This window comes from Microbulbifer maximicatervae (SeqCode), assembly GCF_052467825.1.
Genome location: NZ_CP174327.1, coordinates 4,445,679 through 4,461,002 on the forward strand (window position 1 = coordinate 4,445,679; position 15,324 = coordinate 4,461,002).

Below are 15,324 nucleotides of genomic sequence, written 5' to 3' on the forward strand. Positions count from 1 at the left end.
CAGGGAGCTGTCTTTTGAGCAACTCACATCCTGCATTTGAACTGGTTACCAGCGCAGATATTGATTCTCTCGGCGTGCGCGTCGAGGAATACCGACACATTACGACCGGTGCCCAGCACCTGCACATCGCCGCAGACAACTCGGAAAATGTTTTCCTTGTCGCCCTGCGCACCGTGCCTGAAGACTCCACCGGTGTCGCCCATATTCTTGAACACACCGCCCTGTGCGGCAGTGACAAGTACCCGGTGCGCGATCCTTTCTTTATGATGATCCGGCGCTCACTCAATACCTTTATGAACGCCTTCACCAGTTCAGATTGGACCGCCTACCCGTTTGCCAGCCAGAATCGAAAGGATTTTGACAACCTTCTCGACGTCTACCTGGATGCGGTATTTTTTGCGCGCCTGGACCCGCTGGACTTTGCCCAGGAAGGCCACCGCCTGGAATTTGCCGAGGCGGATAATGCGAGCAGCGAGCTCGTCTACAAAGGTGTCGTGTTCAATGAGATGAAAGGCGCCATGAGCTCCGTCACCTCGCAGCTGTGGCACACCCTGAGCAAATATCTGTTCCCCACCACCACCTATCACTACAACTCCGGTGGCGAACCTACTGATATTCCAAAGCTGAGTTACGAGCAGCTGGTTGCCTTCTACCGCAGCCACTACCACCCCAGCAACGCCACCTTTATGACTTTCGGTGATATTCCCGCAGCGGAACACCAGGCCGCGTTTGAAGAAAAAGCGCTGCACAAGTTCGAGAAACTCGACAAGACTATTTCCGTTGGGCGCGAAGACCGCTACCAGGCGCCGCTGAAAGTTGAAGAACACTACCCGTTAAATGGCGAACCTCTGAAGGCCAAGACCCATATCGTATTGAGCTGGCTGCTGGGTGATGTCACCGATCTTGAAGAGGCCCTGACCGCACACCTGCTCGCCGGTGTACTGCTGGATAACAGCGCCTCACCGCTGATGAAGCTGCTGGAAACCACCGACCTTGGCACTTCCCCTTCTCCGCTGGTTGGCCTGGACGATTCCCAACGCGAACTGGTGTTTGTCTGCGGTATTGAAGGCAGCGAACGCGAAAGTGCCGACGAGCTTGAGCAACAAGTTCTCGACGTGCTGAGGGACGTGGCGGAAAACGGCATCCCCTACGAACAGGTAGAAGCCAGCTTGCACCAGCTGGAATTGCAACAGCGGGAAATTGGTGGCGACGGCTACCCCTTCGGCCTGCAATTGATTCTCACCGCATTGACCGGCGCCACTCACCGTGGCGATGCCATCGGCCTGCTGAATATCGATGCCACCCTGGAGCGTCTGCGCGAGCAGATCAAAGATCCAAAGTTTATCGCCAATAAAGCCCGTGAACTTCTGCTGGAGAACCAGCACCGCGTACGTATGGTACTGAGTCCCGATGAGCAGTTGGCTGCGCGCCGCGAGCAAGCGGAGAAAGACCAGCTGGCGGAAATCAAAGCCGCTCTCAGCGAAAAAGAAAAAGCACAGATTGTCGAAACCGCCAAAGCCCTGGCCGATCGACAAAACCGCGAGGACGACGCTTCTATCCTTCCCAAGGTCGGCGTGGAAGATATTCCCGCAGAGCTTCCGGATGTCGAAGGCGAAGCAATAGACTTGGGCCCACAGAAGTTGACCCGCTACAGCGCGGGCACCAACGGCCTGGTTTACCAACAAATGGTCTGCGCGCTGCCGGAATTCACCGAAACCGAAAAACAGCTGCTGCCTTACTACTGCCAGGTACTGAGCGAAGTTGGCCTGGGTGAAAAAGACTACCTGGAAGTCCAGCAGTGGCAGACCAGCGTGGTAGGCGCCCTGCACGGTTTCACCAGCAGCCGCACTGCCATCGACAACCTGGATCACTTGTCCGGCCACTTTATCCTGTCCGGTAAAGCGCTGGCTCGCAATCAGGGTGGCCTGACCGAACTGATGCAAGCCACTATGGAGCAGGTGCGTTTTGACGAGCACGCCCGCATCAAGGAATTGCTACTGCAAACTCTCGCCCGCCGCGAACAGGGTGTTGTCGGCAACGGCCATGCCCTCGCCATGGCTGCCGCCAGTGCCGGCTACAACCGCGCCGCCTGGGAGAGCCATGCCAGCGGTGGTCTGCTGGGATTGCGCAACCTGAGAGCCCTGGTTGCCGGACTGGAAAAAGAGGAAGGCCTGCAAGACCTTTCCACCCAATTCCAGGCTATCCACCAGAAAATCCTCGCAGCACCGCGCCAGTTCCTGCTGGTGGGTGAAGAGGAGAAAATTGGCGATTTCAGCCAGACACTGATGCCGCTGACCTCGACTTCCAGCATCGCCGCAGCCAATCCCTCTGCACCTTTCGAACGCAAACAAATCGAGGAACTCTGGGTTGCCAACAGCCAGGTGAACTTCTGTGCCAAGGCCTATGCCACTGTGCCTATGTCCCACCCGGATGCGGCACCGCTGTCCGTTTTGAGCGGCTTCCTGCGCAACGGCTTCCTGCATCGCACCATCCGCGAACAGGGCGGCGCCTACGGCGGCGGAGCCGGCCACGACAGCAATATTGGCGTATTCCGCTTCTACTCCTACCGCGATCCGCGTATGGGTGAAACCCTGGAGGACTTCGACGCATCCCTTAAGTGGTTGGCCGAAGAGAAGCACAAGGAAGAACAGGTTGAGGAAGCGATCCTCGGCGTCGTCGGCGGTCTGGATAAACCCGGCTCCCCCGCTGGTGAAGCCAAGAAGAACTTCCACTCGGGCCTTTACGGTCGCACCCACGAGACGCGCCAACAATTCCGCAAGCAGGTTACGGAAGTTACCCTGGAAGACCTGCAACGCGTCGGAGCCACCTATCTGGACCCGAGCAAGGCCAGTACCGCCATTGTTACCGGTCCCCAAGGTAGCGAAGCGGCAGCCAAACTCAACCTGAAGGAAGAAAAGCTCTAACTGGAGCTCGACGATTCCCCGGCAATTTGTCCGGGGATGCTCTGCGGCGCCGGCCAAAACCGGCGCCGATCTATCGCCGTTATCCTCTAGCGAAGTTCCAATGAGTAAACACGACAATATTTATGCAAACCCACTGGGCCAGGTAGCCGGCTTCGAGTTCGATCGCCAGGTGGTGCAAGTTTTTCCCGATATGATCAAGCGCTCCGTGCCCGGCTACACCACGATCGTAGCCATGATCGGCACCCTGGCAGAGCGCTACGCCCAAGCTGGAAGCCGCTGCTATGACCTGGGCAGCTCCCTGTGCGCGGCAACCCTGGCCATGCGCCATCGCATTCCCGCTGCCGACTGTGAGATCGTCGCTGTAGACAATTCGCAAGCCATGGTTGATCAGGCGCGCACGGTCCTCGAAGCCGATAGCGGCGAGGTTCCCGTTCAACTTACCTGCGACAACCTGCAAAACGTTGCTATCGAAAATGCCTCGGTGGTAGTGCTCAACTTCACCCTGCAATTTATTCCGGTGGAAGAGCGCGAAGAAATCCTGCAGAAAATCCACGATGGTTTGCGCCCCGGCGGCATTCTGATTATTTCCGAGAAAGTGGACTTCGCCGATAAAGCCCATAACGAGTTAATGATCGAACTGCATCACTCCTTTAAAGCCGCCAACGGTTACAGCGCGCTGGAAATCGCACAGAAGCGCTCTGCCCTGGAGAATGTATTAATTCCGGAAACCCTGGATACCCACCGCACACGACTGAAAAATGTCGGCTTTACCAGTGTCGATGTCTGGTTCCAGTGTTTTAATTTTGCCTCTTTAATCGCCATCAAAGGCGCGCCGGAAAAGTAAGTACCCCGTGATCGACTACACCCAACTCTATCAAGGCCTGCAACACGTTCCCGCCCTGCGCACCTGGCTGGCCCAGCTGCCAACACAGGTGGCTGAAAACCTGAGTCCTCATCGCTGGGGCGACCTGCCCGATTGGCGCGCAGCGGTGGAAGCCCTACCGGAAATCACGCCCTCCGCTATCGAACTGAACAGCAAGGTCAGCGCGGGCACTGCCGCCGATGCCAGCTCAGAACAACTCGAAGCCCTGGAGCGGGAGCTGCGCAAATTACACCCCTGGCGCAAAGGCCCCTGGGAGTTATTTGGACTAAATATTGATACTGAGTGGCGCTCCGATTGGAAATGGGATCGGGTACTTCCGCACTTGGCACCACTGAAAAATCGACTGGTGCTCGATGTGGGCTGTGGCAATGGGTACCACTGCTGGCGTTCCTACGGTGCCGGCGCGCGCCGCGTAATCGGTATTGATCCTTCCGCCAAATTTGTCGCGCAATTTTACGCGCTGAAAAAATACCTGGGCCAGGAAGCACCGGTGGATTTGTTACCCCTGGGTATTGAAGCGCTCCCGGCAAACTTGCGCGCTTTCGATACCACTTTTTCCATGGGGGTACTCTATCACCGCCGTTCACCCATGGATCACCTGCGCGAATTGCGCGAGACCCTCCGCCCCGGCGGCCAGCTTGTATTAGAGACATTGGTTATCGACGGAGGACTCGGCGATTGCCTGGTACCCGAAGACCGCTATGCAAAGATGCGCAATGTGTGGTTTTTCCCCAGCTGCGCCACCCTGGAGAGCTGGCTGCGCAAGTGCGGTTTCCGCAACCCCAGGACCGTGGATTTGAACACCACCAGCCTGGAGGAACAGCGGCGCACCGACTGGATGCACTTCGAATCCCTGGCAGATTTTCTCGACCCGGAATCGCCAGACAAAACCGTGGAAGGTCACCCCGCGCCCAAGAGAGCGGTTTTGGTCGCAGAAGCGCCGTAGCTTGTCTATACGCTTCAGGTCTGGGAACTCATAAATTCCGCAAAATTTGCTGCTAATAGAATTTTGTACGGAATGGGGAGCACCATCTTGATTGTTGCGACTCATAAGGCAAAGTGCGCCCCTAAATAGTGCAACTATATCCTTTAGGGAGGGCTGCCGCAGGATGCAGCCCGGCGCAGAGAATATTTATGAGTATTAGCGTTTTTGAGCTTTTCAAAATTGGGGTTGGCCCTTCCAGCTCCCACACGGTGGGCCCCATGGTCGCTGCCCGCCAATTCGTGCAGGATTTACAAGACCGGGACCAACTGCCCCGCACAGACCGCGTACAAGTCCATTTATACGGCTCACTGGCCCTGACCGGGGTTGGTCACGGCACCGATATGGCAGTTCTGATGGGGCTATTGGGTCAATCTCCAGACACCATTGATGTCGACTCGATTGACGAGAAAATGGCGCAAATCCAGAGCGAGCGCCGCCTGTTATTAAATAGTGACCAGGATATCGAGTTTATTCGCGAGCGCGACCTGGTTTTCCATATGGAGGAATTTCTTCCCCAGCACTCCAACGGAATGACCTGCCAGGCATACGCTGGCGAAGAGCTGCTGTTCGAGCGCAGCTACTTCTCCATCGGCGGCGGCTTTGTGCTCTCCGAAGAAGATTTCGCTCACAAAGAGGAAATCGCAACCCTTCTGCCCTATGACTTCAGCAATGCAGAACAGCTGATGAAGATCTGTGATCATCACGGTTGGACTATTGCCGAGCTGGCCATGGAAAACGAAAAAGCCTTCCGCAGCGAGCAGGAAGTCAAAGACCGTTTGTGGAATATCTGGAAAGTAATGGATGCCTCTATTGAGCGAGGCTGCCACCAGAATGGCATCTTGCCCGGCGGCCTCAATGTTCGCCGCCGCGCTGCTGAACTCTACCGGGAGTTGAGCAAACAGAGTCCGGAAGAACGCAACCACGGCCTCGCCATTCTCGACTGGGTTAGTCTTTTTGCCCTCGCCGTAAATGAGGAAAATGCCGCGCGCGGGCGCATCGTCACCGCGCCCACCAACGGTGCTGCCGGTGTGATTCCCGCCGTTATCGCCTACTACGTGGAATTTGTACACGACAGCAAAATTCACGGTGAATTGAAAGACCAGGTAGTGAAATTCCTGCTCACCGCCGGCGCTATCGGTATGCTGTTTAAAAAAAATGCCTCTATTTCTGCCGCTGAGGTGGGCTGCCAGGGAGAAATCGGCGTAGCCTGCTCCATGGCTTCCGCCGGCTTGGCCGCCGTAGAGGGCGGCACCAACCAGCAGATTGAAAACGCTGCTGAAATTGGTATGGAACACAACCTCGGCCTTACCTGCGATCCAATCGGCGGGTTGGTGCAGGTCCCCTGTATCGAGCGCAACACCATGGGTGCCGTAAAAGCCATTAACGGCGCACGCCTGGCCCTGCGCGGTGATGGCGCTCATATCGTACCGCTGGACAGCGTTATCGAGACGATGCGTCAAACCGGTATCGATATGCAGAGCAAATACAAAGAGACCTCTCTCGGCGGGCTCGCAGTAAACGCTGTGAACTGCTGATATTTTTCGGCAGGAGCACAAATCTGCTCCTGCCGCTTACTTAGCCCGGAAGATACCAAATTCTTTTTGTCGTATATCTCCAACGAACCCCCAGCGGTCTTTAAAAGTCACTGGTTAAATATCAACGAGCGATGAGCTCCAACACCCGCCATGGTGCCGGATGCAATCGCAAAGGTTCCGCTTTGCATCGGGTTGGATAAATCCCCAGCAGCAAAGACTCCCTTTACAGAAGTTTCCTTAAAGCCATCCACCTTCACAATCCGCCCGGTAATAGACTCCTCCAGCTCCAACCCCAATTGATCGATAAACGGAGAGGTCAATTCCGCTTTGGGGCTCACGTAGAGCCCCTCCAGTGGCAACTTGCGGCCATCCGCTAAAACAACTTCACGTAAACTATCCCCCTCTCCCTCCAACTGCGTAATCGGGGCTTCTTCCAGCATTACTCCCCGAGCCAGCAGATGATCGAGCACTTCCCCCTGCGGATTGAACTGGCCCTGGGTAAACAAGGTAGTTGCTCCCCAATCGGGAATCATTGCCGCCTGGTGGAAAGACAGCTCGCTGGTAGCCAGCACACCTAATGGGCGATCACTCAGCTCATAACCGTGGCAATAGGGACAGTGAATCACGCTCCTACCCCAGCGCTCTTTCACGCCAAGGATATCCGGTAGCTGGTCCGTAATGCCGGTTGCAAGAATTAGCCTCTTCGCTTTAAAAGTGGTACCTCCTTGTGCAGCAACAGCAAACCCCTCTTCATGAACATCCACAGTATCCGCAGTGTCTTCAACCACCTGGAAGCTCGAGTAAGCCTGTAGCTGGGAAAGCGCCGTGCTACGAATTTCCTCGGGCGTCTTACCATCCAGGCAAAACACTCCATGGGACGCTTTTGCAAAGCGGTTTCTAGGTCTTCTAGCATCCAGTACAACGACCTTACGCCTGCCGCGAACCAGCTGCATCGCCGCAGACAGACCGGCAAAACTTCCACCGATAATCAATACATCCATACCCATAGCAACCCCTCCGATATCATGTAACTTTTATTGTTACACAAAAATTCAAAGCCGTACAACACACGTAACAGCAAAAGTTTCGTGATAAACTGCAGGATCGAAAACTTAGGTGAATTATGCGCAAAGACAGCCGATTATCCCGGGCGCTTCATGTCCTTATCCATTTGAACATGACTGATAAGCCGGTTACTTCAGACAAGATGGCAGCTATGCTCCTCACCAATCCTGTGGTGGCTCGCAGAACTATGGCGCTATTGCGGGATCAGGGGTACGTACGCTCCAGTAAAGGGCACAATGGGGGCTGGTCACTCGCGAAACCCTTGAGTGAAATTACGCTTCTGGATATCCATAAAGCGCTGGGAGACAGCTCAGTTTTTACCATTGGCCTCACAGACGAACACACTAACTGTATCATTGAGCACGCAGTAAATACCGCCCTAAAGGATGCAATGGATGAGGCGGAGAGTATTTTACTCGCGCGATTTGGAGAGATCACTCTGGATCAGCTCGGTGGAGAATTTACACACATAGAGACTTCGGAATAATTCGCCTCGCCCTAGAGAGTTCCAAATTTCAATTCTGAGCTTCCCTGATATCCAGGTCCATTTTGCGATTGCCAGGTACACCCTATGCTTTAGCTTGGTACTCAGGGTGTATTCTCGCCATCAACAAAACGTCTATATAACGACCCGCCTTAAACCTGCCAAGCCGCTTGGTTCCCTCCACCTGAAAGCCCGAGCCCTCATAAAGTGCTATTGCAGTACCATTATCAACATGAACTTCCAGCTCCAATCGTATTAGATTGAGCCAATTATCCGCCTGATTAAGCGCCTCTTCCATTAACATCCGGCCAACTCCCCGACCGTGAAATTCAGGATGTACCGCAATTGCCAGCACAGCACTATGTCTATCCCGGATTTTATTGGTTAAGAACAGAGTGACATACCCAACGACCTTGGTATCCAATTCAGCGACCAAGGTATAATTATTCGGATCAGAAAAAAGATTAGCGACTTTATCAGAGCTTAGGAAAAGTAGTTGAGAGGTATTTTCATTTACTGAGGCAAAACTATGAATCTCGAACAAATCCTTATTATCGGATTCTTCTAGGTGTCTGATTTTTATATTCAACGGAACTCCTTAAGGGATATCGAAAACAATAGAAAGTACTTCTATTGTTCTCTTTACTCCATATACACCAGATACTAATTTAAAGCACGAACTGATCAATCAACCCGTGTTAGCCGAGCATCATCCACTGTCATCTGCCAAATCCCATCCTTTTCATAAGGGGGATTGGAAACATGAAAATTTGCAGTCAAAAATAAAAATCCAACACTGAAATCATCTCCGTTGAACTCTTTTATCGGCCCCTCTATAGAAGTTGTAACGCTCCCTTCAACCCGTTCATACAAGACCCGGCCATCAGTTGTTATGATCAAACTTATTTGGCTACCAATCCAAGTGCCAGCGTAATCTAACTTGTCTTCAGGAAGTGGTTTTGCACAACCGGCCAACATCAATAAAATAAAAACCCAAAAGGTATTACGCACTATCAACCCTCTTCCCCCTTTAATATTTCGAGAATAACACCCTACCGTATCCCTGCAAAATCCCAGATAACAGGCACGCAATACAGAAGTAACTCTTTAAGCCAGAATACAACTCAAGGAAACACTCACCCCACAACCAATTAGTACGTAGTAATGAATTCAATATTTGAAAGAACCACAACAACCCATGTGTATTGTCACTTCTGCTCCAGGCGGCACCTTCTACATAACTAGACTAGTCTAATCTCTAAGGTACTCAGAAAGGGGGGGGTATGACCAATTACAACAGCCTATTTAACCGTCACTTCGCAAGTTCAGAACGGCTTAAAAATCGAGCAAAGCAGAGAGTTCCAAAATTTTCCTATGAATACCTAATAGAAGGCTGTATGGACGATATTGGTTTATGCCGAAATCGCCAGGCATTCGATTCTGTAAAGTTCACCCCTCAATATATCCGACCAAACTCCACACCGAGCTTAAAGTGTGAACTTTTTGGGAAGCTATACAGTGCTCCATTTGGCATAGCGCCCATTGGGCTACAGGGGCTTATGTGGCCAAATGCGCCCGTAATACTTGCCAGAGCTTCATATGAGCACAAGATCCCGTTCATCCTCAGTACTGTATCTTCTGAATCACTGGAGCGAATTTCTGAAGTCTCACAGGGAACAGCCTGGTACCAACTCTACAACCCAACAGACCCAGCCATTCTTTCTGACCTGCTATCCCGACTAACCTCTGCCCAATATCAACATTTAGTCATTACCATTGATGTTCCTACATTTGGCTTACGCCCCAGAGACTTCCACAACGGATTGGCAATGCCACCGAAATTGAATGTAAAAAACATCTGGCAAGCGATACTCAAACCAAATTGGAGCCTATCCACATTGCGATACGGTCTCCCTAAATTTAAAAATCTAGAGCCTTACATTGATACTGATAACAAAAAACTTGAACTAACTGAGTTTATGAACACCACTACTATGGGCCCACTGGATTTTGACAGTGTAAAACGTATACGAGATCTATGGCCCCATACACTTATTATTAAAGGGATAATGAGTGAACCCGATCTTCAAAAAGCGATTAAACTCGGAGCAGATGGGGTCATTTTATCCAATCACGGTGCACGGCAACTTGATTTAGGCGAAGCAACTCTCCCTTTACTAGAAAGGTTTTCCAGCTATCAGGATAGGATCTCCTTGGCTATCGATAGTGGAATCAGATCCGGTGTGGATATCGCAAGCGCTTGTGCTCTAGGGGCAAACTTTTGCTTTCTGGGAAGGTTTTTTATGTATAGCGTCTGTGCCCTTGGCAATGAAGGAGGTAATCATGCGATCTACCTATTAAAAGCTCAAATGATGCAGGTGATGCAACAAGTTGGGGCTAATACGCTTAAAGATCTTTGTGGAAAGGTAGAACTCTCTATAACTCCAAGACCTCTATGATGGTGCATAGCGCTATTTATCCTAACGCTAATTTTAGGCTAACAAATTAGAGTTGAGTTATCGCAAGCTCACCTGTATGCAGAACAACAAAAGTTACAGCGAGCTAAAACAAAATTTCTAGCAACTTTTCATATTAAGTAGACTGACCGTAAACCAACCTGAGTAGGCGCCATAGGATCACTTATCCACTTCTTACATACGAAGATAATTAAACATTATAGGCACTTAAAAAATCTCACTTCCTATTGTTTTCTAACTTTTACGATACTTAACCATACGATCCAAACTCCAACCAAGAAGAAAGGATTTTTCTTGCGCCAACAATGGCAGATCAGCTTCAATAAAACGCTTATATAATATTTGCACTCCCAAGATATGATTGAGCACCGCATCCAATTGAACTTTTTTTGATCGATGCAAGGTCGGTAACTTATACTCTTGAATTAAAGTATCTATTTCCGAATATCGCAGCAATCCAGCTAAATTAACCTCCTTTGGGCTGAGAAATTTCTCAATAACTCGTTGCACCCAAGTCCAAGCTCCGGTAGCTGTCTCTACCGGAGGAGCCATGAATGCAAATTTTTGCTTTTTATATAGAACATCCGGAAGAACTCCCTTCATCGCTTCGCGAAGAACATACTTTTCTGTAGTTCCGCTAATCCGGACCGATGGTGGGATTTGTATAGCAAACGCTGCCAGGTGATGATCGAGAAAGGCCGGACGGGTTTCAATGGAGTGCGCCATATCTACTCGATCACTTACCCAGCCCAATATCTGGGTCTCAAACATAGTTTTAATCCAAACATACTGAGCAACATCCAGCGGATGTCTATCTTCGAGTTGTGATAAATCTAGCGTATCAACAATTGCCTTCCCGGCATCATAACCAGATATTTCTTTACGCCACTCTTTGTTAAGCAATTTTTCTGCTTGATGATGACAGCTTAACCAAGATTGCAAGCATGTAGGGGTGAATCCTAAAGTCCGTTCCATCCCCTCTGATCGATAACTATCAATTGGCAGCATAGCTCCCTTAAATAAGCTATTGCTCCTTTCTAGATGTTGCTGCCAGGTTCTTCGTTTATTCAACTCAGCTTCAGATGTGCCATACAAGTAAAAATCTTTTTTAAATGCAGGATACCCAGAAAATAGCTCATCTGCCCCCTCCCCAGTAATTGCAACCTTGTAGCCATTAGACTTAACAGCTTTACTGAGCAAAAATTTAGCTACTGATAATGTATTGTAAAATGTCCTTTCGGTATGCCAGATGGTTTCTGAATAATTTTCATATATTTCTTCATCAGTTACTTTTACTATGAATTGGCTGACACCAATCTCACTCGCGGCTTCCTTTGCGATATGAGACTCATCGTAATCCGGATTTTCAAACGCTATCGTAAAGGCGGTGAGATCCTGCTGCGAAAGCGACTGCCCTACTCCAAGCAAGCTACCCGAATCAACACCACCTGAAAGATAATAGGTTACTGGGACATCAGCTTGAAGCCTCAAAGACACGGAGTCTATAATTTGTTCCCGCAAACCCTCAATATAATACTCATCAGACTTGTCACGAGCATACTCATCTGAAATCAAAAAATCGATGTCCCAATATTTATGTTGAGTAACAGCCAGTTCAGTGTTGTCTCGCTTAACTTTTGTAATGCACCCAGGTTCAACCTGGAAAACCCCTTCAAAAGCGGTTGTTCCAGGAATCGATACCTGAATAAGCTGGTGATACACTCCATGCGCTGTTAGTCTTCTTTGGACATCAGGGTGGGCAAACAAACTTTTAATTTCAGAACCAAATACTAAACCTTTTTTGATTCTTGCCCAATAAAGTGGCTTCACTCCAAACCGATCTCTAACCAAATAGAGGCAGTCCTCCATTTGATCGTAAACGGCAAATGCAAATTCTCCTCGAAGATGTTTAATAGCCCGAACAAGACCTAACTCCGCAATAAGATGCAAGATAGTTTCGGAATCACTTTTACTTAAAAAATAAACTCCAGAGGCCCTCAGTCTGGCTCTTATTCGCTGATAATCATAGATTTCACCATTATGAACCAAATAGTAACGACCATCTTCTGATACATAAGGCTGAGAAGCGCGCTCATCACTCAGGTCATTGATCGATAAGCGCACATGACTCATCCCAAATCCTAGACTTGGAGGGTTTGTAAAACCTACACCATCCGGGCCACGGTGGAACTGGATAGCAGCCATATTTAGAAGGAGTTGACCATCGACAGGCATTGTACGCGCACTATGAAGAATCCCAGCTATTCCACACATAGACGATACCTTTTATTGGGTTCATTTCGGGCTAGATAATGTCCACGATCTCACTAGGGCGGCCACAAATAGCCATTGCCAAAGCCATTCTGACGTACACACCACCTTTTGCCTGTATGAAATACCAATTATGGGGCGTATCATCCAGATTACTATCAAGCTCCCCCATTCGGGGTAAAGGATGCAGCACGATAGCTTGTTTTTTCAAAGGAGAATTATTATCTATAAAATATCCAGACCCAAAATCTCTATGCCCCGCTGTTTTTAGGGATATAGCATTCATATAGACCACATCGAGTCGGGGAAGAATATCTCCAATCTTATCCGTTAACCTTATTTTTAAACCTTTTTCCTGAAGCATTGATAATTGCGCTTGCCTAAACGGTTCTTGTTCTTCCTCATCACAAAGCACAAAAACCTCTGAGAAAAACTCAGGAAAACAGCTCATGAGTATCAAGAGGCTTCTCGCCGCTCGCATTCGAGCTGGCGCTCCAATTAAGCCAATGGAGAGTTTTCGACTTTTTCCTGACAGAATGGAAGGGTTCCACTTAAGAAGTGCATATAGATCGATAAGGGATTGCGTGGGGTGCTCATCTATCCCGTTACCAGCATTGATGATTGGTATACTTAAATTATTAGACATAATTTTCACTGAATCCTCAGAAGAATCCCTCAAAACTACACAATCACCATAATTACTTACCATCTCTGCAACATCTCTTAAGCTCTCTCCGACACCAATACGTGTTGTCCCTTTATCTGTAATTGAAACAGTGCTCCCTCCAAGTCGCAGCCAGGCGCTTTCAAAAGATAGCCTCGTCCTGGTGCTCGACTCAAAGAATGCGCTGATTAAGATTTTATTGTTTAAATGACATGAGAATTTTCTGTTATCCAGCTCACAGCGAGCAGCAAGTCTGAGTAACTGCAATATTCCATCTCTATTAAGCTGACTGCTCGATATAAGGCTTTTACCAGTCAGGGACTCTAAGTATCTACCCCGCTCTGGGATAGTCTCTACCAGAGCTTTTGTCATCAAATTTATATCTTTGTCGATCGGAGCGCTGGTCATCATAACCAAAACCTAAATAGAATTTGACGGGACAATTATCGCTTGAATAATCTGTGTGCAGATAAAGCACTTACAATACGGTTACTTAAATTCATATATCTAGTACCACCATCAAACTAAGAAGCTTCAACCAATTTTATTCAACCTTATTCCAATACGGTGTTCTTTCTAACATTTCCTGCTGAATGTCTTCTGGAAGAAGTTGAAATGGTGGAATTCCCTGCTGTATCTGCCATCCACCTCCGAGCGATAGATACACCTGCACCAGATTCGCTGCCACGGCACCTCGCGCTATTGCCAAAATATCCTGCTGCTGAACATCTGATATCAGCGTAGTTATCACAGTATCAAATTCCACTTGGCCATTAGTATATTGAGACAGGGAAATATCGACAGATCGCTGGGAGGCCTGGGCAGCCACCTCATAGTGAACTAATTGCCTTTGAGATTTTATATAAGCGACAATAGCGTTCTCCACATCAGCTTGCGCCAACAGAACTATTTGCTGATAGTCAGACACCAACTGCTGAAAAATCGCATCCTGTAACCTGACATTGCTCCGAAGTCTTCCGTAGTTAAAGAGGTTCCAATCAAATTCAATAAAAAGGTCCCAGGCACTACTGCTGCCATTAAGTTGACCGCCATTGATATCGATAGCCCCTATCTCCCCACCGATACTAAAATTTGGATAGAGTTCCGCCCTCGCAACGCCTATTAATTCACCTTGAGCTGCCAGCCGTCGCTCTGCTGCACGGATATCAGGTCGCTGCCTTAGTAGATCCTGAGGCATACCAACAGTAACGACTGTGGGAATCATAGGAATGGATGAGGGAAAAGAGACGATGTACCTCAAACTATTAGGAGGTATTCCCAGAAGGACTGCCAGGGCATTTTCAAACTGCTGTAAGCTTATCTCCAGTCCCGGCACGCTGGCTTCTGTGTTACTGAGCAAAGCCTGCGCTTGCTCCGCATCCAGTGCACTGACCTCTCCTGCACGAAATTTGACTCTCGCGATCCTTAAACCCTCACGTTGTACGCGAATGTTTTCCCTGGCAACTTCTAGCCTGCGTTTCGTTGTGCGAATATTGATATAGGTTTGCGCCACCTGGGCAATAATAGAAACCAGCACACCATCATAGTCAGCTATGCTGGCTTCAAAATCTGCTGCGGCCGAATTAACCAGCCTTCTTAACTGTCCCCAGGTATCTAATTCCCAAGTTAAGTTGAAGTTCGGGTAGTATTCAGTCTGCAGATTGCCGGTAATCCCCGATCGAACATACTTTGAACGATCAATAAGTCCCTCAAGCTGCTGTGTTTGGGGATACTGGTTGCCTATTGCAATGGCTAGCTGTTGCTGGGCCTGGAGGGCCCTAAGAGCCGCAGAACGCAGCTCCAGGTTATTCTCAATCGCAAGTGAAACTAATTCGTCCAGCGTCACATCTGAAAATGCCCACTGCCACCACAATGGGTTAACGGCTTCCAAAGTATCCAGTTTTGAGCTGGTTTGATAGATCCACTCACTTTCGACCTCTACCGGTGGGGGATGGTAATCTGGCCCCAGCATACAACTACTGCCGAGGGTGAGCAGCAATGCCAACAGACACCCCTGTAGGCTCCGTATTAACCCT

The 15,324-nt window shown here is 49.4% G+C and carries 12 protein-coding genes; 6 read left to right on the forward strand and 6 right to left on the reverse strand.

The genetic code is table 11. From position 1 onward, the window contains the following. The first annotated feature begins 14 nt into the window (after positions 1-14). From ACJJII_RS19750 to ACJJII_RS19765, 4 genes are all read left to right on the forward strand, one after another. Entirely contained in the window at positions 15-2,924 is a 2,910-nt protein-coding gene (locus tag ACJJII_RS19750; protein WP_444917441.1) for an insulinase family protein, read from the forward strand. Between the two features lie 100 nt (positions 2,925-3,024). Next, the gene (gene cmoA / locus ACJJII_RS19755) at positions 3,025-3,768 is read left to right on the forward strand and encodes a carboxy-S-adenosyl-L-methionine synthase CmoA (RefSeq protein WP_444917442.1); all 744 of its coding nucleotides are present in this window, start codon (positions 3,025-3,027) and stop codon (positions 3,766-3,768) included. Positions 3,769-3,775: 7 nt separating this feature from the next. Next, positions 3,776-4,753, forward strand: a complete 978-nt coding sequence (cmoB, locus tag ACJJII_RS19760) for a tRNA 5-methoxyuridine(34)/uridine 5-oxyacetic acid(34) synthase CmoB (protein ID WP_444917443.1) — start codon at positions 3,776-3,778, stop codon at positions 4,751-4,753. A gap of 188 nt (positions 4,754-4,941) precedes the next feature. Then, positions 4,942-6,327 carry an L-serine ammonia-lyase gene (locus tag ACJJII_RS19765; protein ID WP_444917444.1) on the forward strand — a complete coding sequence of 462 codons (1,386 nt, stop codon included), beginning with the start codon at positions 4,942-4,944 and terminating at the stop codon, positions 6,325-6,327. Between the two features lie 107 nt (positions 6,328-6,434). Here ACJJII_RS19765 and ACJJII_RS19770 read toward each other — a convergent pair whose 3' ends face one another. Then, positions 6,435-7,334 carry an NAD(P)/FAD-dependent oxidoreductase gene (locus ACJJII_RS19770; RefSeq protein WP_444917445.1) on the reverse strand — a complete coding sequence of 300 codons (900 nt, stop codon included), beginning with the start codon at positions 7,332-7,334 and terminating at the stop codon, positions 6,435-6,437. Between the two features lie 116 nt (positions 7,335-7,450). Between ACJJII_RS19770 and ACJJII_RS19775 the strand changes: the two genes are divergently transcribed. Beyond that, complete coding sequence (locus tag ACJJII_RS19775; RefSeq protein ID WP_444917446.1) at positions 7,451-7,879, forward strand: Rrf2 family transcriptional regulator; 429 nt, start codon at positions 7,451-7,453, stop codon at positions 7,877-7,879. Positions 7,880-7,961: 82 nt separating this feature from the next. Here ACJJII_RS19775 and ACJJII_RS19780 read toward each other — a convergent pair whose 3' ends face one another. Then, positions 7,962-8,465, reverse strand: a complete 504-nt coding sequence (locus ACJJII_RS19780) for a GNAT family N-acetyltransferase (protein ID WP_444913316.1) — start codon at positions 8,463-8,465, stop codon at positions 7,962-7,964. Positions 8,466-8,560: 95 nt separating this feature from the next. Continuing rightward, complete coding sequence (locus ACJJII_RS19785; protein WP_444917447.1) at positions 8,561-8,887, reverse strand: hypothetical protein; 327 nt, start codon at positions 8,885-8,887, stop codon at positions 8,561-8,563. Positions 8,888-9,159: 272 nt separating this feature from the next. On the opposite strand from ACJJII_RS19785, the gene ACJJII_RS19790 reads away from it, so the two are divergent. After that, positions 9,160-10,335 (forward strand): alpha-hydroxy acid oxidase, encoded by a 1,176-nt coding sequence (locus tag ACJJII_RS19790; protein ID WP_444917448.1) that lies wholly within the window; start codon positions 9,160-9,162, stop codon positions 10,333-10,335. A 252-nt stretch (positions 10,336-10,587) separates the two neighbouring features. Here ACJJII_RS19790 and asnB read toward each other — a convergent pair whose 3' ends face one another. The 3 genes from asnB to ACJJII_RS19805 all read right to left on the reverse strand — a co-directional run bounded on the left by asnB (position 10,588) and on the right by ACJJII_RS19805 (position 15,293). After that, positions 10,588-12,627: an asparagine synthase (glutamine-hydrolyzing) gene (gene asnB, locus ACJJII_RS19795; protein ID WP_444917449.1), complete on the reverse strand. Its 2,040-nt coding sequence runs from the start codon at positions 12,625-12,627 to the stop codon at positions 10,588-10,590. Positions 12,628-12,658: 31 nt separating this feature from the next. Then, positions 12,659-13,699 (reverse strand): aspartate/ornithine carbamoyltransferase family protein, encoded by a 1,041-nt coding sequence (locus tag ACJJII_RS19800; RefSeq protein ID WP_444917450.1) that lies wholly within the window; start codon positions 13,697-13,699, stop codon positions 12,659-12,661. Between the two features lie 133 nt (positions 13,700-13,832). Continuing rightward, positions 13,833-15,293 (reverse strand): efflux transporter outer membrane subunit, encoded by a 1,461-nt coding sequence (locus ACJJII_RS19805; protein ID WP_444917451.1) that lies wholly within the window; start codon positions 15,291-15,293, stop codon positions 13,833-13,835. Positions 15,294-15,324 lie beyond the last annotated feature (31 nt).